The organism is Prevotella sp. ICM33, assembly GCF_000517825.1.
In the GTDB taxonomy this organism is placed as follows: domain Bacteria; phylum Bacteroidota; class Bacteroidia; order Bacteroidales; family Bacteroidaceae; genus Prevotella; species Prevotella melaninogenica.
Window position 1 is genome coordinate 41,449 of the sequence record NZ_JACD01000105.1, and the last position, 19,067, is coordinate 60,515.

Below are 19,067 nucleotides of genomic sequence, written 5' to 3' on the forward strand. Positions count from 1 at the left end.
ATATGACAAAACAGCAGACTCAATTTATTAAAGGTATAGCCCTATTGTTTATGGTGTGGGGGCACTTGTTTGCAAGTCCTGAGATAACAAATAAATTACAATCATTGATATCTATTGGTGGTATCCCCTTTGAATCTCTTATATGTAGAGGAATGGGGCCTGTAGATTTTTTCTTAGTTGTAGGCGGCTATGGATTATTTTATCTATATAGAAAAGGTGATGATAAATATTTTTTCTTAAGAATATTTAAATTATATATTCACTATTGGATAATTTTAATCTTCTTTGTGCCATTGGTAATTATAATTGGTCATAAAACTTTTGTTTTATCTTTCTTACAAATATTTTATGAATTTACAGGGTTACATGCTTCCTGGGATCCACCTGCATGGTTTTTACTCCCTTATTCTCTTTTATCATTATCGCATAAGAAAATTTTCTATTTGGTAGATAAAATAAATTGGAAGTTTGCTATGCCGATTCTATATGTGTTATCATTTCTTATGGCAGTTTTGTTGCATCTGTATGGTAGTACGGTAATTAATTCTAATCCTCTTTTATCGACCCCTATTGTTTTCGTAGAGTTCTTATTCCCATTCTCTTTTGGAGCCTATGCATGCAAGTATGATATCTTTACAAAGTTAAAAGACTTTATCATTAATAGAAAAATACACACTCTTTATGTTGTACTTTCTTTGATAGTTTTATTTGCATTCCGGTGTTTTTTTAATACATCAGCTGGACATTCTCTATATGTGATTCTTTTTATTTGTCTTTTTGTTATGATTCCTATTAATAACTCTAAGACTAACTACTTATGGATAATACTAGAGAAAATAGGTAAGCAATCTATGGGTATGTGGTTGATTCATTTTTTTATTTATGCTTATCTCTTTGATGGTGTAATTTATAATCTTAAAAGCCCTATGATAATATTTGTATCGGTAGTTAGCATTTCGTATGCTTGTTCATTGGCTATTAATGTTCTTACGAATATAATAATCTCTAAAGTAAGATTCCTAAAATGATTTGTACCAAAAAAGATTTAAAAGAATGTCTTTTAAATGAGCTAACCTTGTATGGAGAAAATAGTAATTTCTCATGGCTTAGACGTTGGCTTTTTCATGGTAATTTAACTATATCAAGGTATATAAGGGTTTTAAGGTACACAGAGTACTATCATAATAACAGTTATCATAAGACAGGTAAGTTATGTAATATTTTTAATGATATTATCTATATTTATTATCACCGTTTATATGAAGGGTTAGGTGCTAAATTGGGTTTAGAGATAGGGCTTAATTCTTGTGATTCTGGATTATTAATTTACCATAAAGGTTTTGTCGTAGTAAACTATCAAGCAAAGATTGGTAAAAATGCTCGTTTTCATGGATGTAATTGTGTCGGTAAAAGCCATACAGGGGTACCTGTGATAGGAGATAATGTTGAGTTTGGTGTAGGGGCTTCTGTTATTGGGGGAATACAAATTGCAAACAATGTGAAAATTGGAGCTGGAGCTGTTGTTACAAAAGATATTCTTGAAGAGGGAGCAACCGTAATAGGAGTTCCTGCTCATATTATAAATAATAAATGAAAAAGAAAGTTCTATTTATTATTGGAACCTTACAGTCTGGAGGGGTTTCTAAGAGTATGGTAAGTCTGCTGAACGTTTGGGATAGAGATAAGTATGATACTTCTCTATTACTGTGTTCTAAGGAAGGAGATGTTTTCTCAAAATATCTTCCAAAAGATGTAAATGTGATATATAGCCCAGTCGTTGAAAATGTTATGGGAGGATTTTCATCAGCAAAATGGTTATTGTTACATGGATACTTACTGCTTTCTATAGGTGTTTTAATTCGACTTTTACTTTCGCGTGTATCTAAATCGTTGTCTGGTGAATTGATTGCTAAGATGATGCCTGTTATTTCAAACGTGCATTATGACTTAGTCGTAGACTATGGTGGGCAACAGTTGCTGTATTACATGGTTAATAAACTAAGCGCAACACGCAAGGTGAGCTTTTTCCATAATGACTATTCGAAATGGTCTTATTATTATAGTGCTGATAAAAAGTATTATCCCAAAGTTGATAATATCTTTTCTATTTCTAAGACCTGTACAGATGCCTTAAAAAAATATTTCCCCAATTGTGCGGGTAAAATATCAATAATGGAGAATATATCTTCTCCAAGTATGATTCAAGCACAAGCGGAAGATTATACGGATGACTTACGAGTAATGTTGCAAAAATATAAGAATGATGGGAATAATATATTTTGTACTGTTGCTCACTTCTGTCGACGAAAGGGTGGGGATTTTGCAATTGAAGCAGCAGAGATGTTAAAGAAACAACATATAAAATTTAAATGGTTATTTGTGGGTAAGGTTTTGGAACAAGATTTATTTAAGTCTATAAAAGAGAAGGGATTAGATGAAGATATGATATTTCTTGGTATCCATAGTAATCCTTATCCGTACATAAAATTATCAGATATTTATGTTCAGCCTTCTCGGTTTGAAGGTAAATCTATATCTTTGGATGAGGCAAAGATATTATGTAAACCTATTGTTGTTACAAACTTCTCTACTGTTGGTGATCAATTTGAAAATGGAAAGAATGGAACGATATGTGAAATGAATGGGGAGGCTGTTGCTAATGCGATTGCTGGGCTGATAAATGATTCTAGTTTACGTGAATCTTATCAAAAGTATCTTGAGACACATATTGTAGATAATTCAAATGAAGTAAATAAACTATATAAATATTTGTAATGGCATATTATATTATATTATTCGTTATAACAGCTATTCTTGCATGGCTAAATACTGGCAATACAAAAGTTTCTAAACCTTTTTTCTTTACATTTTGCCTATGTATAGGCTTGTTTGTTGGCTTGTCAGATATGTTAGGAGGATATGATAGATATATCTATTGTGAAGTATTTGAGATTATGCATGAAAATATTACAAAGGGTATATTTATTAATGAGCAATTTCTTAGTTTCTTTGGGAAAGAGCCAGTTTATGGTTTAATAAACGATTGTATTGCTTTTTTTACTCCTAATCGTTATATTTTTATTTTAGTTTATACTCTATTTTTATATACGATATATGCTATTAATTTTTATAGATATACTAAAAATCCATTTTTTGCTTTTCTTGTATTTGAGGGCTTAATGTTTTTCTTTACTTTCACTTATCTTCGTCAGGTATTAGCAGCAGGAGTAATATGGTTGTCTATCCCTTATGTGGCACAAAGAAATTTTAAGAAGTATTTTTTATTTGTGATACTTGCAACTCTTATACATAACTCAGCAGCATACATGATTCTTTTATATTTTATACCAAGACGTAAATTTGAAAAGAAATATATTGTGCTATTTATGTTGGTTTTATTGCTTATAGGAATTAGTGGTGTAACTAGATTTGTTTTTTCTATATCTGGAGATGTCGTAAGTAATGCACGAATTGCTGGATATGCAAACACGGCCGAAATTGGTTTTAGAATAGAGTATGTTATAGAAGCAATGCTATTTCTCTTTATCTTATTGATAAATTATATGAGAATTGATGACGATGAACTTTCGTTGACTATGACTAATGTATATTTAATGTTTTGTGGCTTACTGCTTTTCTTCTGTAAATCCTCAGACGGAGGTCGTATCTCATGGTATTGTTTATTAGGAATTATAGTTGTGTTAGAAAGGCTTTGTAGGCCTAAATCTGCTATACAGTTGAAGGCTTTTGTAAGTATAATGTGTTTTGTTCTTTTTTATCGTATTCTGTTAGCTTGGGGGGTATTAATATATCCTTACAAAACATTCCTAACTCCTGGAATCAGACAAGGAGACTTCATAGAAGAGATGTATGAGTATGATCATAAATATGATAATGATAAACTTTATAATCTATGATAACTGTTTTTACACCTACGTATAATAGAGGGCATCTATTAAACAGACTTTATGAAAGTCTTGTTATGCAGAGATATAAAGACTTTGAGTGGATAATTGTAGATGATGGTAGTACTGATGGTACACAGGATATTGTATCTTCCCTTATTTTAGGTCATGGCAATATGCAGGATGGGTTTCCTATTCGTTATTTTAAGAAAGAAAATGGTGGAAAGCATACGGCAATTAATTTAGGTGTAAAATATGCTGAAGGTGAATTATTTTTTATAGCAGATAGTGATGATTTCTTACCAAAAGATTCTTTACAAATTGCTCATGAGGAGTGGAGCAAGATAAAGTATGATGACACTTTTCTTGGTATTTGTGGTATTGATGCGGATCTGAATGGTAAGATTATAGGTAGTGGTTTACCTAAAGATTATATAGATTGTCATGCATGGGATTTATCACCTATTTATAAAGTTACTGGTGACCTTAAAGAAGTTTTTAGGACAGATGTGTTACGCCTGTTTCCTTTTCCCGAGATTAAAGGAGAGAAGTTTTGCCCAGAGGTGCTTGTATGGTTTCGAATGGCACGCAAATATAAAATGAGATTTTTAAATCGGATTATTTATATTGCAGATTATCAGCAAAATGGTATAACATCATCTATAACGCGCCTACGAATGAATAGCCCTATAGGTAGCATGCTAACATACTCTGAATTGGTATATTATCCAATCCCTTTTAAGGATAAATTAAGAAATGCGATAAATTATTGGCGTTTTCGTTTTTGTTTAACAACTAAAAATAGGACAGGTGTATCACAAAATGAAGTAGATATACCTAAAATTAGTAGAAGGTGGTATTTCTTAGCGCCAATAGGATATTTAATGCATCTTAATGATAAAAGAACTATATAAGTAATAAATATGATATCAGACAATCTTCATATAGCAATATCTTCTGACTCTAATTATGCCAAATTAGTTTCAATATTACTTGTTTCGCTCTTTGAAAATAATCAGTGGGCAAGTTGTATAACAGTTCATCTTTTGTCTAATAATATAGATGAAGAGAGTATAAAGTTGATTGAAAAGCATATTCCTTCTGATAAGGGAAACCTTGTAGTATATGATGTTAGTGATATTGCAGGAAGATTAAAAATTAAAGTTCCTAGTACAATCGCTATTTCTGCCTATTCTCGACTTTTTCTTTCATCTCTTTTGGATGAAAGTATTGATAGAGTTATCTATATGGACGTAGATGCTATAGTATTAGGAAGTTTAAAAACAATTTGGAGTTCTAATTTAGAAAATAATCAGATTGCAGGAGTCTTAGATGATGTTGCGCTTTATGCAAAAAAAGCTATTGACTTAGAATCTAATGAAGCATATGTAAATTCTGGTTTTTTGTTGCTTAATCTTAAACAATGGAGGGAGGAAGGTATTGAAGCAAAAATATTAGATTATCTTATAGCACATAATGGCAATGTTTTTCATCACGACCAAGGATTGATTAATGCTGTGTGCATACGTAAAATGATATTACCTGTAAATTATAATATGGTAACTAATTTCTTTGTTTTTCCATATCATAGCTTTAAGCAGCAACCATTCTATTCTGAAGAAGAAATGGAGGATGGAAAAAAGCATCCTATATTTATTCATTTTACAGCAGGTGTTGCTAACCGTCCATGGATGAGAAATTGTAAGCATCCTTTAAAGGATATTTTCCTTAACTATAAGGCAAAATCTTTATATAAAAATGTTCCGTTAGAAAAGGATACTCGTCCTATGAAACTTAAATTACTTGCAAGTTTGTACTACCATAGTAAGCCTCTCTATTACTTTACACTAAAGATTCGTTCTTTAGTGGAAAGTAGAAAATAGTTATTATAATGGAAGTAGGAGTTTAATACATCTCCTTGGTAATAATATCGAGAATGTTGGTTGGGTAGTATGATATCCATCTATAATTTGATAAACAAATAATTTTAAAGATCACTTAGATGAAGGTTTATATTGATCCAAGAACAGAATATAGATATACCTCTTTTTATAGATTAGGTTTATATAAGTTTTTTGGTAAAGACAAAATAATATATTCCGTTAAACCATTTGAAGATTTAAAGATTACAAATGCAAGTCAATATGGTTGTGGAATGGAGGTAGTGTTTGATAATGAAAATGGTAAAATAACGAAAGTTTATTTTGATATTAAGGACGTTGCTGAAATAGAAAAAGATAAATATGATTGGTGTGATATCTATTCTAAAGTTAATGTTAAGTTTGGGGATTTGGAAAAGTATGACAAACTTTTTATCCCTGGTCCTAACTTTGCTGTAAAAAATCGTTCTCTTATTGGATTATTAACTTTTGGATTGAAGAATTTCTTACGTGGGAAATCTTCCTCTTTCCAGTCTCTGAAAGGATTTATGCGTGATTACTTTTACATTTATGAGCGTCGCCGCTCAATGGAATTCTATGAGAAGGATGTAGAAGTAAAGCCTAATTATATATTTCATGCGTCTACATTGTGGTATAATCAATTTGCTAAAGAATGTACAAATTTATATAGAGGAGAGTTCTTAAAGTCTTGTCAACGAGCAGGAATAGAAATAGAGGGAGGATTATATTACCTTAGAGATAATCCTGCTGTCTTATCAGAGATGCCAGATTATCCTGAATACGAAAAATTATATAAGGATTTTATTTATGATAAACGTTTATCTATGGACGATTATATAACGAAGACAAAGGAGAGCATTCTAGTTTTTAACACACCTTCTGTTTGTGGATGTCATGGATGGAAGTTGGGTGAGTATCTTTGTATGGGGAAAGCCATAATTTCATCTCCTCTTCTTCGTGAAATGCCTGGAGAAGGACTAACACATGGCAAAAATATTCATATTGTCAATTCGCTAGAAGAAATTTATGATGCTGTAGTAAAGATTAATTCTGATGCTCAGTATCGTAAGAGGTTAGAAGATGGAGCAAGAAGGTATTACGAAAAGTGGATTGCTCCAGAGATAGTTATTCAACGGTTATTAGAACAGGTTGGTGAACAGCCTTGAATCTGAAACGTAATTCAGTTTTGCTGTCATTCTTGTCATTTGAATAGAGAGTATAATCTGGTAGATATCATTTGTTTATGATGAAATGTTAAAAGTGACAGCAAATAGTTTTTAAACTTATTGTGGTATTCTTATTTGGAATATGATTAAAACAGGATTATTATTGTAGAATAAACGCAGCTGATAATGAGAATATTACAAGTCATAACATCTTTGGATATGGGTGGGGCTGAAACGTTGGTTGTTAATTTGATACCAAGGTTGCAGTCTTTGGGGAATACTGTGGATTTATGTATCTTTAATGGAAAAGAGACACCATTGACCCATAGATTGAAGAAAGAGAGTCCACAGACAAAGATATATGCGTTAGGACATGGGGTTTATAATCCGCTCTATATATTAAAGCTAATAAAGATAATGAGGAATTATGACATTGTTCATACGCATAATTCTTCACCACAGCTATTTGTTGCAATCGCCAGTTTGTTTAGTTACACTAATCTTGTTTCTACGGAACATAATACTTCTAATCGGAAACGAAATTGGAAATGGTATCGCCCGATAGAAAGTTGGATGTATGGCAGGTATGATCATGTAATATGTATCAGCAAGATAGCAGAAGACAAACTAAGAGAATATATGGGGGGAGAATGGCTTGTCAAATCATCAGATAAGTACAAGTCAATTACCACAATAAATAATGGAATAGATGTCAATACAATATCAGAAGCTGAACCATGTAAAGAATTATTAGATTTAAAAGAAAGTCGTAAGTCTATCTTGATGGTGGCTGGATTTCGTAAACAAAAGAACCAAGATACTATTATTAGGGCTTTAACCTTATTAGATAAAGAAAAATATGAGGTCTGGTTTGCTGGTATAGGTGAACGGATGGAAGAAGTAAAACAGTTAGCTCTATCTTTAGGTGTAAGTGACCGAGTTAGATTTTTAGGCTTACGTACTGATATTCCAAATGTCCTGAGAGCAGCAGATATTATCGTGATGTCTTCTCATTGGGAAGGATTAAGCCTTAGTAATGTAGAGGGAATGAGTGCACATAAGCCTTTTATAGCCTCTGATGTTAATGGTTTGAAAGAAGTAACTAAGGGATATGGTATTCTTTTTCCACATGAGGATGCAAAGGCATTGGCTGAAGAAATCAACCGATTAGCAAGTGATGAAGCTTATTATAACGAGATTGCAGAACGCTGTTATAATAGAGCTTTGGAATTTGATATTAGCAATACAGTAAGTGGTTATGCTGATGTGTATAAAAATATCTTAAATTAATATCATCAAGTTTTCGTCTTGATAAATAGGTTTCTATAAGTTGAAAGATATTCAAAGAAAGAAATTAATTCGCGTTACAACTGCGGACATATCTTTAAATAGTTTGCTAAAAGGGCAGCTGAAGTTTTTGAACCAATACTTCGAAATTATTGGTGTTGCGAAAGATACAGATGTTCTGAAGGAGGTTAGTGAACGAGAGGGAATTCGTGTTGTGGATGCTCCGTTAGAACGTCCTATAAGTTTAGTGAAAGATATCAAGGGTTTATGGTTCTTGTATCGTCTGTTCCGTAAGGAGAAGCCATGGTGTGTACATGCTAATACTCCTAAGGGAAGTCTTTTGGCAATGATAGCTGCATTCTTTGCATGCGTTCCGCATAGAGTTTATACTGTTACTGGCTTACGTTATCAGGGAGCTCATGGCTTTTTAAGAACAATTCTTAAGACGATGGAGCGCTTGTCATGTCTTTTTGCTACAAATGTTATTCCAGAAGGACAAGGGGTATTACATGCTTTGCAAGAGGATTGCATTACTAAGAAGCCGTTGCGTGTGATTTGGAATGGAAATATTAACGGTATTGATACCGAGTTCTTTACCCCTGTTGATAATACCAATGATAAATCAGATAGATTTACCTTTGTCTTTATTGGAAGAATGGTTAAAGATAAAGGAATACATGAGCTTACGGAATGTATGCGACAACTGAATTGTCGGTTAATATTGGTTGGAACATTTGAGGAGGAGGATGCCGTTTCTGCTTCTGATAAAGAGTTCTTGACAACTTCTGAGAAGGTTAAGTTTGTTGGCTGGCAAAGTGATGTTCGTCCTTTCTTAGCTCAAGCTGATGCACTTGTTTTCCCAAGTTACCGTGAAGGATTTCCTAATGTGCCAATGCAAGCTGGTGCTATGGGGTTGCCTTGTATTGTAACGAATATCAATGGTTGCAATGAAATCATTAAAGATGGACTGAATGGTAAAATTATTGCAGCTCCTCTTAAAGAAGGGTCTGAGGTTATGCAGCAGGCTTTGTTTAATACTATGAAATGGTTTATTGAGCATCCTGAAGAGGCTAAACGTATGGGACATAATGCTCGTCCAATGATACGTGAGAGGTATGAACAGAAGGATATTTGGAAGGCATTAAAAGAGTTTTACGATGCTTTATAAAATAGCACATATCTTACGTGACAAATTACCTTGGATTTGGGATGTCATCGGCATCATAAATTCTTTCCTTTTTGGATTAAGGTATGATGGTAAAATGGGGCAAGTTCAGAATATTCTTACTCATTTCACGAAGACAACAGAAGAGGATGGTAATGCACTTTCCTATAGGATAGAGAGCCTTGGTAAGGATAATCTTTCTTTGTTGGCAAAGATGTTTGCAGAACAGCCTGCGTCAGCCTTTGATTTCTTTAAACCTCATGGTTTCGATGAACTGTCATTAAACAAGTTAGCAAAGGATAAAAGTTTTCTTGCTTATATTGTTGTTGTAGAAGGAAATGCTCAGCAAAAAGTATGTGTTGGATATTTTTTCCAGCGTAGTTTCTTTTGGGGGAAATCCTTTCGTGGGTATATGACTGATTACCGTTGGCAACGTTGTGGAATCAATAAAATGATGAATCTGTGTGCGACTGATATATCTTCATTGTTAGGTCTCCGAGTGTTTGGTACAATTGCGCCGGATAATATTGCTTCTATGAAATCTTCCCAGACTGCTAATGATATTCATATTGTTGAAACATTACCTAATGGAGATTACTATGTAGAGTATAAACCAAAGACAAAATAAACTGCTAATTTCTCTAATTTTTCGAATGTTCTTTATGGACTGCTAATTTCTCTAATGTTCTTTGTGAACTGCTAATTTCTCTAATTCCCCGAATGTGCATTTAGGATAACGGATCTCTTTAATTTCACGAATATAGCTAAGCTTTTTCATATTATGAATGTTGAGAAGGAATTGGTGTGTAAAAATGAGGCGTACCAAATAATTGGAGCTGCAATGGCTGTTCATAATGAGTTGGGTAGTGGGATGCGTGAGATAGTTTATGGTGATGCTCTTGAGATAGAATTTAAATTACGAGGAATTCCTTTTCAACGGGAGCAGACATTCAATGTCTTTTATAAGGGAGTAGAGTTACAGCATAAGTTCAAATGTGACTTTATTTGCTTCAAGAATATAATTGTAGAACTTAAAGCTGAGAAGGGACTTACAGATATTGATCGCTCACAGATTATTAACTATTTGAAGATAACAAAATGCCCATTGGGTATACTTATTAATTTTGGTGAAAGTTCTATAATGTACGAACGTTATATATGATACAAAAGATTAGTTCTATCCGTATTATTCGTAGTATATATTATTGGTTTCATTTTTGCTATTAGAGTGTCTTCTATTTATATCATTCGTGTCATTAGCGTCATTCGTAGTTTTTAATGAATCTGTTTTCATATTCTGAAATTCGTGTCATTAGCTTTATTCGTAGTTTTTAACTCATTTATAAGTTATGTTTTTAAAATGGTTGTTTGATAAACTTGCATCTTTGTTTGGTTTGCTATTCCTTAGTCCAGTATTATTGGTAGTAGCAATTCTAATCAAGGTGAAGATGCCTGGTCCTATTTTGTTTTGTCAGAAGCGAGTAGGGCAGTATGGCAAACTGTTTACTGTATATAAGTTCAGATCGATGACAGTCAAGGCTGAGGCTTCTGTGGCAAGTAGGGATTCAGAAGCAACTTCTATTGCATCAACTGAACAGTGCCGCATCACACCACTTGGCGAGAAACTTAGACGTTATAAGTTGGATGAGTTACCAGAACTCTGGAATGTCCTCAAAGGTGATATGAGTTTTGTCGGTCCACGTCCAGACGTTCCTGGCTATGCAGATCAGTTGCAAGGAGAAGAAAGAGATATTTTGAAGTTAAAGCCTGGAATAACAGGTCCAGCCAGCTTGAAATATAGAAATGAGGAAGAACTCTTAGCCTCTGTTGAGAATCCTGCTCAATATAATGATGAGGTTATTTTCCCTGATAAAGTTAGGTTAAACCTCTATTATTTAAAGAACTATTCCTTTATAAAAGATATTCAAATGATTGTCTGTACAGTTCTCGGTAAAAAGATGGACTATGCAGGTGAAAAAATATAATTAGTAAAATGGAAAGAAATCGTGTTTTACTTTGTCTCGCTCACATGAGTGGTAACGAGATGAAATACATCCAAGAGGCGTTTGATACCAATTGGGTGGTGCCATTGGGACCAAATGTCAATGGTTTTGAAGATGACTTGAGACGTTTCTCAGTCTCTGTAAGTCCTTCAGGTGAAAGGAGAAACTTCCTTGAAAAAGAGGAATATCCACAGACAATTATGGCACATGAGGATAATCCTGATAATCTTTGGAAGGAGTCTTTACCAGAATTGGAGGATAAGCGTATAGTTGCACTCTGTTCAGGTACCTCTGCTGTACACCTCGCTTTAGTTGTATTGGGAGTTAAAGCAGGCGATGAGGTCATCTGTCAGAGTTTTACCTTTTGTGCCAGTTCACATCCAGTAACTTACCTTGGTGCAACTCCTGTGTTTGTTGACTCAGAGAAGGAAACATGGAATCTTGACCCTGCACTTTTGGAGGAAGCTATTAAAGATAGAATTGCCAAGACCGGTAAGAAACCAAAAGCAATCATCGTAGTTTATCTTTATGGTATGCCTGCAAAGATAAAAGAAATTCTTGCAGTAGCAGATAAATATGACATCCCTGTTGTAGAGGATGCTGCAGAGGGTTTAGGTTCAAGATATGAAGGACAGGTATGTGGTACCTTTGGTGAGTATGGTGTTCTTTCATTTAATGGAAACAAGATGATTACCACATCAGGTGGTGGTGCACTTGTTTGTCCTAATGAAGAGGCTCGTAATAATGTGATGTTCTATGCAACACAGGCTCGTGAGGGTTATCCATACTATCAGCATGAGAAGATTGGTTTCAACTATCGTATGAGTAATGTTTGTGCTGGTATCGGTCGTGGTCAGATGACAGTTTTAGATGAGCATATTGCTCATCACCGTCATATTGCTCATTTATATGAAGAGGCTTTCAGTAAGATAGATGGTATTACTTTCCATGCAAACCCTTCATCAGAGTTTGATTCTAACTTCTGGCTGAATACAATGGTTCTTGACCCTTCTGTTAAGGTGAAAGGTCAGGAGAATGCATATAAGACAACAGTACAAGGAGCTGTAGGTGGTGCGGCTGGTGTTATTCATTCAGTAGATAATACACATACTGATTGTGAACCAAATGCTAATGTTGAGGCTATGCGTGTCTTCCTTGATAAAGCCAATATTGAGAGCCGTCCTCTTTGGAAGCCAATGCACAAGCAGCCATGTTATAAGGATTGTCCAGCATACGTAAATGGTGTGAGCGAAAGTCTTTTCAAAGTAGGTATGTGTTTACCAAGTGGACCATTAGTAACAGATGATGATGTGAAATATATTGTGGAGAAGATAAAAGAGGCAATGGTATAAGTGTTATCTTTTATAACTCATATTAAGGGCTGACGTCGGAGATCTTAATGTCTTCGGTGCCAGCCCTTGTTGTGTTTCTCCATATATTAGATTATGGTAATATCTGATTTACCTTACCTTCTTATCCTCTACATAAAAGCCGTTGGGATTATCAAATGAATAAATAAAAATCTCAATCTTTATTAGGTTTGTATGTCAAGTGGATAAAAGGCATGATTTTCTACCATTTTTGATATGTACGTGTCGCAAATGTACGAAAAAAAACTGAACGAACGAAGAAAAGAATAGAAATTTAGTACTTATTTTTCAAGTTTTATTTTCTCTTCTTTTTTGATAATATCTTTTACATTATCTGGCGTTGTAGATGGTAATAACATCGTAGAAATCAATGAGTTGATAATTGTCGATATGTTTTTTAATTGCGTCGTCTTATTATCTTTATTGGTCGTGTTGTCTGTTATTTTCGACAGAGAATCCTTTGGTAATGTAGCCTCATAATTTGTCCAACAAGCAGTAGCCATACGTTTTATCTGTGCAAGTCGTCCCAGCACATTTTCTTCCTGTTTATACTGGTTATAAATCTTTTCAGCATTCATATATTGGTCATATGCAGGTTTCCATGATTGAAGAAACATATTGCATAGACCTAACCGATAATAGACATCTCCTTTTTCCCGTTCATAACATACGGTTAGAGTTTTCTCATAATAGGGGATTGCTTCCTTGTATTGCTTTAAGTTAAACTTACTTTCTGCAGTAGTATAATAGTAGACTGACCGCTCATGTGGCGCAAATACTTCCAATTTAGGCATAACACCCTCTAAGTATTTAACTGCTGCTTCATAATCCCAATCATGGTAATAGCAAAGACCTATATAAGCTTTGAAACGTTCGTTAAGCTTATATTCTTTATCCAATCGCTGAAAGATAAGCAGGGCTTCATGATACTTTGCTGAAGTAAAGTATTCCAGTGCTTTCCCTAATTCTTCAGCATCCTTGCTCTTTTGTGCAAATGCAGGGATAGAAGTTGTAAGGCATAGCAGAAGCGTTATGATTAATTTTCCTGTTCTTCTTACAGCCATATTATCTTTTTTACAATCTTCTCGCCATATTGTGCAAGGTCAATATCAATCAGAACTTTTCCTATTTGATGATTTTCGTGAGAGTCACCCATAGTTTGTTCTATCTCTTTTAAGCATTGTATTACTTGGGTGAGAGATAATTTTGTATCAAAAGTTCCTATACAATTCAAGAATTTGTCAGACTTTATTCCAATCGGTTCAGTCCATTGTGCATCAGAGAATTTGACACCCTCGAAACGTTGTTTCAGCAGTGTCTGAGCTTTGAAAATATTCTCCTCCTGATTAGAATTTGAGCCAAGTGCAATGATTGTCTTCATGAATACAAAGTTACGTATAAGTTTTGAAATCTTTGTGAGATTTAAGATAATTCACTTTGTATTATATAATAAAACCCGTATTTTTGCAGTTATATAATCTAAAAAGAACTTTTTATGAAGCGATATATCTTCCTTTTTATCTCATTCCTCTATATGTTTTCTACCGTAGCGTCGGGACAGGCAAGGTGGAATCAAGTTTATCAATCCTATATTGATCAGTATAAAGACATGGCTATTGAAGGTATGCTGAAGTATGGCGTACCTGCAAGTATCACGTTGGCACAAGGTCTGCTCGAGAGTGGGGCAGGGCGTGGAAGACTTGTTCTTCTTGGTAATAATCACTTTGGTATCAAATGTCATGGTTGGCTGGGTCGTACGATTTCGCATGATGATGATGCAAAAGGAGAATGTTTCCGTGCGTATGATAGTGCGTTAGAAAGTTTCGAAGATCATTGTAAGTTTCTTCGTGACCGTCCCCGTTATAGAAGTCTGTTCAGTTTGGATAGATCCGATTATCGTGGTTGGGCGTATGGGTTGAAGCGAGCAGGTTATGCTACTAATCCTGTCTATGCACAGAGTCTCATTAATCTTATTGAGCTTTATAAGCTTTACGAGTATGATAAGGCGAAAAGTTATGACCGCTTTATGGCTCATCATAGTGGTGAGAATTCTGTTGTTCGTGGCATAGAAAATGGTCGTCCAAATCCTGTTCAGGTTTTGGGTGCACATCCTATCAATAAATACAATGACAACTATTATGTTATTGTAAGACAGGGAGATTCTTTTAAGTCGTTAAGTAAAGAATTAGAAATTAGTGTAGGTAAGTTGGCTAAGTACAATGAACGTGATAAGCATGAACGTCTGATTCCTGGAGAGTATATCTGGTTGAAGAAGAAACAAAAGAAAGGTCCGAAGGAGTTTAAGAAGCGTCCATATTATGTACGTAAGTCAGAGAGTTTGTATGATATTGCACAACGTTATGGTATTCGTTTGAAGAGTCTTGTGAAGAAGAATGAAAAGATTGCCGAGCGTGGTCTGAGAATTGGCGATGAGGTGATATTATATTAATCCCCAATCTCTGTATTCATTGCAATTCATATTGTAAACTTAGAGCTTTGGATTAAACGTAATATCTCTCTAAAATGGTTTATCTGATACCTGCCCAATCAGTCATAAGACTAAAGAAAGTTTAGGCTTTAATGACTAATAGGAGGCCAAGATAATTATTAATACACATAAAAAAGCCCTTATTTATCTGCTTATAGATAAGTAAGGGCTTTGTTATTTGTTTGTCTTTACGCTATTTGCTACGCCTTTGCAACAAATGCAAACAATCTGTTCGACAGTAAAATAGTTAGAGTTCCTAAGAAGCGGATAAGGCCCTATGACTGATTAGAAATCAGTCAGACAGGTATCCAATGCTTTGGTGATAGCCTCTTTGTCGAGGTCTTGACCAATAAATACGAGTTTCTGCATTCTGTCACCGTATGGCTCCTCCCAATCTTTCTTAAGTTTAGGATTATTCTCAAGGAACTCGCGCAACTGGAATGGTGGCATAGTAGCATACCATTGACCTGCATTGCGAAGGCTCACCTGCTTACCAGCCTGCTCAAAGACATAACAGATATCCTTCTCATTAGAGAAATAGCAGAGACCTTTACAACGAATAATCTGCTTAGGCCACTGACGTGCTACGAAGTCATCAAAGAAATTGATGTCGAATGGACGGCGTGCATAGTAAACGAAGGTCTGGATGTTATATTCCAAAGCTTCACCGCTTTCTTCATTCTCCAAACCATGATGATGGTGGCAGTGGTGGTGATGGTGATGCTCGTGATGATGATCGTCATGCTCATCGTGGTGGTGTTCATGCTCATCATGGTCGTGATGATGTTCATGTTCATCCTCCTCATCATCGTGACCTTCTATCTCTGCAATCCATGAAGCAGAGGTAGCAACCTTGTCAAAGTTGAAATCTCCTGTATTGAGGATTTTGTCTAAGTCAACATCTCCATAATTACACTCGATAATCTCAGCCTTTGGTTGAAGTGAACGAATAATCTTCTTCACCAGTCCTAATTCCTCTTTGCTGACATCATCCACCTTATTAAGAAGGATAATATTGCAGAACTCAATCTGCTGGATAAGTAAGTTCTCAATGTCATCTTCTTGCAAGTCTTTCTTCAAAAGGTCGTTTCCAGCAGAGAACTCATCACACATACGACGTGCATCAACAACGGTCACAATAGAATCAAGTACTGCCTTACCTTTCTTAGTAAGGTCTGGATACATTTGTGGATATGCGCAGATAGTCTGTGCGATAGGGGCAGGCTCGCAGATACCACTTGCCTCGATAACAATGTAGTCGAACTTCTGCTGTGAAACAATTTCGTTCAACTGCTGCACTAAGTCCATCTTCAGCGTGCAACAAATACAACCATTTTGGAGTGCAACGAGCGAATCATCCTTCTGATCGACAACGCCACCTGCCTCGATGAGGTCAGCATCAATATTCACTTCACCGATGTCGTTGACAATAACGGCAAACTTAATACCTTTCTTGTTGGCAAGAATCTTGTTTACTAACGTTGTCTTACCGCTGCCTAAATAACCTGTAAGCAGGAGGACAGGAGTCTCTTTTATATTCATCTTATGTGTCTTTTGTTTTATAATTCTTAGACTACAAAGTTACAAAAAATATGCCAAGTGACGTCTTCAGCATGATGAAAAATTGTGTAATTTAGTTTTTCCTATTCCTTAATTGAAAAAGAGTGGCTATGCCAATCAATGCATAGCCACTCTTTTGGGATGTATATTGATCTCTAATACCTTTATAGACAAAGGGAAGCCCCAACTACTTATCCTATCGAAAATAGTTCTATCTCAAAAATCAATGTAGAAAAAGCAGGGATATCACCATCGCGTTTTGTTCCATAACCCTCTTGATAGGGGATATGAACACGCCAATGGTCACCCTTATGCATCGCACAGAGTGCCGTTTGAAATCCTGTAATCAGTTCGTTTACACGGAATGCCTCTGGAATACCTCTCTGCCAACTATCATCGAAAACATTGCCGTTAATAAGACTACCACGGTAATGACAGGTGACAATAGAACGTTCTGTAACTTTTCCTTCACCGCTTCCTTCCTTTATTACTTCGTATAGAATACCATTAGGAAGTTTCTTGATACCTTCCTTCTGACTAAGTTCTCTAAGGTATTCTTCATTCTTTAATTTGTATTCTTGTTTCTTTCCCATACATCTTAATTCTACATTAATGCACGCAAAATTAGCCAATATCTTTTGATTTCACAATTAATTCAATTACTTTTGTTTCGGCATAGTATTTGTTCTATAGCTTATAAACGTACGATATGAATTTTGATAGAATAGAGAATGATACACGTCGGGCAGAGTTGATTTGCGTGTTGGAGCATTCAATAGAGCGATTGTCATTGGCAGAGTTGGAAGCTTTGTATTACGACCTTGTTGCTAAGGATTACATAAGGGAGTAGCGAAATGCAGTTGTTGGATAACTGGAACAAGGAGATTTTACGCCTTGCCATCCCCTCTATTATAAGTAATGTGACTGTTCCATTGTTAGGTCTTGTTGACTTGGCGGTGGTAGGGCATATTGGTAATGAGGCTTATATTAGTGCGATAGCAGTCGGTTCGATGATATTCAATGTGATGTATTGGTTATTAGGATTCCTACGTATGGGAACGAGTGGCATGACATCACAAGCATATGGACGACAAGACGAACAGGAATGTATGAATATTCTTGTGCGCACACTGACAATAGGAGTGGGAATGGGAGTCCTCTTTATCGTGGCACAGCGTGGTATAGAGTGGGGGATGCTTCGGTTGATGAATACGCCAGAGGCTTCGTGGCACTTTGTTGCTACCTACTTTAGGATCGTTATATGGGGTGCACCAGCTATGTTGGGACTCTATGGACTGACTGGATGGTTTATCGGAATGCAAGATACGCGTACACCAATGATGGTGGCTGTGTTGCAGAACGTAGTTAATATCCTTGCCTCTTTGTTCTTCGTTTTTGTATTAGATTGGAGAATCAGTGGTGTTGCAGCAGGTACAGCTTTGGCTCAGTGGGCAGGCTTTGTAGTCTCTTTATATGCTGCATACAAGCGGATAACATCAGGAAAAGAGCGAGGATTGGCTTTTGGGAAAGAACGTTGTGTAGCCTTGCAGACAACCTTCCGTCATGTATTTATCATGAGAGGAAAATGGGGTGAGTTCTTCCGTGTAAACAAAGATATCTTCTTGCGGACGCTTTGTTTGGTGGCAGTGAACTTCTTCTTTACGTCAGCTGGAGGAAAGCAGGGGGCTATGATGTTAGCTGTGAATACATTATTAATGACCTTGTTTACGCTCTTCTCTTATCTGATGGATGGTTTTGCGTATGCTGGAGAGGCGCTTAGTGGTAAGTATTATGGTGCAGGAGATATAGAAGGACTGCACATAACAGTTCGTCGACTCTTTGGTTTTGGTGTCATTATGGCATTGATGTTTACTGCGGTTTACGTCTTTGGCGGCGTAGGTTTCCTTCGTCTTCTCACAAGTGATACGGCTGTTGTGACAGCTGCACAGCCTTATCTCTTTTGGGCTTACCTTATTCCTATAGCAGGAATGGCGGCTTTTGTGTTAGATGGGGTCTTTATCGGCTTGACAGCTACTAAGGGAATGTTATTTTCAACAGCTATGGCAATGATAACATTCTTCGTTGTCTATTATTTGTTTTGGAATAGTCATGGAAATAATGCCTTATGGATAGCTTTCCTATCGTTTCTTGGGATGAGAGGATTTGCCTCTATTCTCTGGGCACGTAGATATTTAGTAATAATTTAAGAAAAAAGATTGTAA

General features: G+C 35.5%; 20 protein-coding genes. 16 read left to right on the forward strand and 4 right to left on the reverse strand.

The genetic code is table 11. The features are described 5' to 3' along the window. Positions 1–2: 2 nt before the first annotated feature. From HMPREF1505_RS12185 to HMPREF1505_RS12245, 13 genes are all read left to right on the forward strand, one after another. Positions 3–1,028, forward strand: a complete 1,026-nt coding sequence (locus HMPREF1505_RS12185; protein ID WP_036925822.1) for an acyltransferase family protein — start codon at positions 3–5, stop codon at positions 1,026–1,028. Then, on the forward strand, positions 1,025–1,594 hold the full coding sequence (locus tag HMPREF1505_RS12190) for a serine O-acetyltransferase (protein WP_036925825.1): 570 nt from the start codon (positions 1,025–1,027) through the stop codon (positions 1,592–1,594). The genes HMPREF1505_RS12185 and HMPREF1505_RS12190 overlap by 4 nt, the downstream gene beginning before the upstream one ends. Beyond that, on the forward strand, positions 1,591–2,775 hold the full coding sequence (locus tag HMPREF1505_RS12195) for a glycosyltransferase (RefSeq protein ID WP_036925827.1): 1,185 nt from the start codon (positions 1,591–1,593) through the stop codon (positions 2,773–2,775). The genes HMPREF1505_RS12190 and HMPREF1505_RS12195 overlap by 4 nt, the downstream gene beginning before the upstream one ends. After that, complete coding sequence (locus HMPREF1505_RS12200; protein WP_036925828.1) at positions 2,775–3,917, forward strand: EpsG family protein; 1,143 nt, start codon at positions 2,775–2,777, stop codon at positions 3,915–3,917. Before HMPREF1505_RS12195 ends, HMPREF1505_RS12200 begins: the two co-directional genes overlap by 1 nt. Beyond that, the gene (locus HMPREF1505_RS12205; protein ID WP_036925831.1) at positions 3,914–4,819 is read left to right on the forward strand and encodes a glycosyltransferase family 2 protein; all 906 of its coding nucleotides are present in this window, start codon (positions 3,914–3,916) and stop codon (positions 4,817–4,819) included. The genes HMPREF1505_RS12200 and HMPREF1505_RS12205 overlap by 4 nt, the downstream gene beginning before the upstream one ends. Before the next feature lie 9 nt (positions 4,820–4,828). Further along, positions 4,829–5,788, forward strand: coding sequence for a glycosyltransferase family 8 protein (locus tag HMPREF1505_RS12210; RefSeq protein WP_036925835.1), 960 nt, complete (start codon positions 4,829–4,831; stop codon positions 5,786–5,788). 119 nt (positions 5,789–5,907) lie between these two features. Then, positions 5,908–6,972, forward strand: a complete 1,065-nt coding sequence (locus HMPREF1505_RS12215) for a glycosyltransferase (protein ID WP_036925837.1) — start codon at positions 5,908–5,910, stop codon at positions 6,970–6,972. Between the two features lie 186 nt (positions 6,973–7,158). After that, the gene (locus HMPREF1505_RS12220) at positions 7,159–8,262 is read left to right on the forward strand and encodes a glycosyltransferase family 4 protein (RefSeq protein ID WP_036925839.1); all 1,104 of its coding nucleotides are present in this window, start codon (positions 7,159–7,161) and stop codon (positions 8,260–8,262) included. A gap of 40 nt (positions 8,263–8,302) precedes the next feature. Next, positions 8,303–9,427 (forward strand): glycosyltransferase family 4 protein, encoded by a 1,125-nt coding sequence (locus tag HMPREF1505_RS12225; protein WP_197017527.1) that lies wholly within the window; start codon positions 8,303–8,305, stop codon positions 9,425–9,427. Beyond that, positions 9,417–10,052 (forward strand): hypothetical protein, encoded by a 636-nt coding sequence (locus HMPREF1505_RS12230; RefSeq protein WP_036925841.1) that lies wholly within the window; start codon positions 9,417–9,419, stop codon positions 10,050–10,052. The genes HMPREF1505_RS12225 and HMPREF1505_RS12230 overlap by 11 nt, the downstream gene beginning before the upstream one ends. Before the next feature lie 153 nt (positions 10,053–10,205). Beyond that, positions 10,206–10,586: a GxxExxY protein gene (locus tag HMPREF1505_RS12235; RefSeq protein ID WP_036925844.1), complete on the forward strand. Its 381-nt coding sequence runs from the start codon at positions 10,206–10,208 to the stop codon at positions 10,584–10,586. Between the two features lie 187 nt (positions 10,587–10,773). After that, a complete protein-coding gene (locus HMPREF1505_RS12240) occupies positions 10,774–11,409 on the forward strand; it encodes a sugar transferase (RefSeq protein WP_036925847.1) in 636 nt (211 codons plus the stop codon). A gap of 8 nt (positions 11,410–11,417) precedes the next feature. After that, a complete protein-coding gene (locus HMPREF1505_RS12245; protein ID WP_036925849.1) occupies positions 11,418–12,779 on the forward strand; it encodes an aminotransferase class I/II-fold pyridoxal phosphate-dependent enzyme in 1,362 nt (453 codons plus the stop codon). A 299-nt stretch (positions 12,780–13,078) separates the two neighbouring features. Here the strand turns inward: HMPREF1505_RS12245 and HMPREF1505_RS12250 are convergent, their stop codons facing one another. Together HMPREF1505_RS12250 and HMPREF1505_RS12255 are read right to left on the reverse strand one after the other, a co-directional pair. Then, the gene (locus HMPREF1505_RS12250) at positions 13,079–13,861 is read right to left on the reverse strand and encodes a M48 family metallopeptidase (RefSeq protein ID WP_036925851.1); all 783 of its coding nucleotides are present in this window, start codon (positions 13,859–13,861) and stop codon (positions 13,079–13,081) included. Then, positions 13,852–14,178, reverse strand: coding sequence for a 2-amino-4-hydroxy-6-hydroxymethyldihydropteridine diphosphokinase (locus HMPREF1505_RS12255; RefSeq protein WP_036925854.1), 327 nt, complete (start codon positions 14,176–14,178; stop codon positions 13,852–13,854). Before HMPREF1505_RS12255 ends, HMPREF1505_RS12250 begins: the two co-directional genes overlap by 10 nt. Before the next feature lie 114 nt (positions 14,179–14,292). Between HMPREF1505_RS12255 and HMPREF1505_RS12260 the strand changes: the two genes are divergently transcribed. Then, positions 14,293–15,246, forward strand: coding sequence for a glucosaminidase domain-containing protein (locus HMPREF1505_RS12260; protein ID WP_036886794.1), 954 nt, complete (start codon positions 14,293–14,295; stop codon positions 15,244–15,246). Between the two features lie 324 nt (positions 15,247–15,570). Here the strand turns inward: HMPREF1505_RS12260 and HMPREF1505_RS12265 are convergent, their stop codons facing one another. Together HMPREF1505_RS12265 and HMPREF1505_RS12270 are read right to left on the reverse strand one after the other, a co-directional pair. Further along, positions 15,571–16,827, reverse strand: coding sequence for a GTP-binding protein (locus HMPREF1505_RS12265; protein WP_036925857.1), 1,257 nt, complete (start codon positions 16,825–16,827; stop codon positions 15,571–15,573). A gap of 209 nt (positions 16,828–17,036) precedes the next feature. Beyond that, the gene (locus HMPREF1505_RS12270) at positions 17,037–17,438 is read right to left on the reverse strand and encodes an FKBP-type peptidyl-prolyl cis-trans isomerase (protein ID WP_036925860.1); all 402 of its coding nucleotides are present in this window, start codon (positions 17,436–17,438) and stop codon (positions 17,037–17,039) included. A gap of 116 nt (positions 17,439–17,554) precedes the next feature. Here HMPREF1505_RS12270 and HMPREF1505_RS13375 point away from each other — a divergent pair, with 116 nt between their 5' ends. Then, positions 17,555–17,695 (forward strand): hypothetical protein, encoded by a 141-nt coding sequence (locus HMPREF1505_RS13375; protein WP_197017528.1) that lies wholly within the window; start codon positions 17,555–17,557, stop codon positions 17,693–17,695. Between the two features lie 4 nt (positions 17,696–17,699). Beyond that, positions 17,700–19,052, forward strand: coding sequence for an MATE family efflux transporter (locus HMPREF1505_RS12275; protein WP_197017529.1), 1,353 nt, complete (start codon positions 17,700–17,702; stop codon positions 19,050–19,052). Positions 19,053–19,067: the final 15 nt, after the last annotated feature.

Excerpts from the sequence above, each read along its gene's own strand:
- HMPREF1505_RS12205 (WP_036925831.1), top strand. The coding sequence starts at position 3,914 with ATGATAACTGTTTTTACACCTACGTATAATAGAGGGCATCTATTAAAC.
- HMPREF1505_RS12245 (WP_036925849.1), top strand. The coding sequence starts at position 11,418 with ATGGAAAGAAATCGTGTTTTACTTTGTCTCGCTCACATGAGTGGTAAC.
- HMPREF1505_RS12235 (WP_036925844.1), top strand. The coding sequence starts at position 10,206 with ATGAATGTTGAGAAGGAATTGGTGTGTAAAAATGAGGCGTACCAAATA.
- HMPREF1505_RS12275 (WP_197017529.1), top strand. The coding sequence starts at position 17,700 with ATGCAGTTGTTGGATAACTGGAACAAGGAGATTTTACGCCTTGCCATC.
- HMPREF1505_RS13375 (WP_197017528.1), top strand. The coding sequence starts at position 17,555 with ATGAATTTTGATAGAATAGAGAATGATACACGTCGGGCAGAGTTGATT.
- HMPREF1505_RS12200 (WP_036925828.1), top strand. The coding sequence starts at position 2,775 with ATGGCATATTATATTATATTATTCGTTATAACAGCTATTCTTGCATGG.
- HMPREF1505_RS12265 (WP_036925857.1), bottom strand. The coding sequence starts at position 16,827 with ATGAATATAAAAGAGACTCCTGTCCTCCTGCTTACAGGTTATTTAGGC.
- HMPREF1505_RS12270 (WP_036925860.1), bottom strand. The coding sequence starts at position 17,438 with ATGGGAAAGAAACAAGAATACAAATTAAAGAATGAAGAATACCTTAGA.
- HMPREF1505_RS12210 (WP_036925835.1), top strand. The coding sequence starts at position 4,829 with ATGATATCAGACAATCTTCATATAGCAATATCTTCTGACTCTAATTAT.
- HMPREF1505_RS12185 (WP_036925822.1), top strand. The coding sequence starts at position 3 with ATGACAAAACAGCAGACTCAATTTATTAAAGGTATAGCCCTATTGTTT.
- HMPREF1505_RS12230 (WP_036925841.1), top strand. The coding sequence starts at position 9,417 with ATGCTTTATAAAATAGCACATATCTTACGTGACAAATTACCTTGGATT.
- HMPREF1505_RS12190 (WP_036925825.1), top strand. The coding sequence starts at position 1,025 with ATGATTTGTACCAAAAAAGATTTAAAAGAATGTCTTTTAAATGAGCTA.
- HMPREF1505_RS12255 (WP_036925854.1), bottom strand. The coding sequence starts at position 14,178 with ATGAAGACAATCATTGCACTTGGCTCAAATTCTAATCAGGAGGAGAAT.
- HMPREF1505_RS12215 (WP_036925837.1), top strand. The coding sequence starts at position 5,908 with ATGAAGGTTTATATTGATCCAAGAACAGAATATAGATATACCTCTTTT.
- HMPREF1505_RS12220 (WP_036925839.1), top strand. The coding sequence starts at position 7,159 with ATGAGAATATTACAAGTCATAACATCTTTGGATATGGGTGGGGCTGAA.
- HMPREF1505_RS12195 (WP_036925827.1), top strand. The coding sequence starts at position 1,591 with ATGAAAAAGAAAGTTCTATTTATTATTGGAACCTTACAGTCTGGAGGG.
- HMPREF1505_RS12240 (WP_036925847.1), top strand. The coding sequence starts at position 10,774 with ATGTTTTTAAAATGGTTGTTTGATAAACTTGCATCTTTGTTTGGTTTG.
- HMPREF1505_RS12250 (WP_036925851.1), bottom strand. The coding sequence starts at position 13,861 with ATGGCTGTAAGAAGAACAGGAAAATTAATCATAACGCTTCTGCTATGC.
- HMPREF1505_RS12260 (WP_036886794.1), top strand. The coding sequence starts at position 14,293 with ATGAAGCGATATATCTTCCTTTTTATCTCATTCCTCTATATGTTTTCT.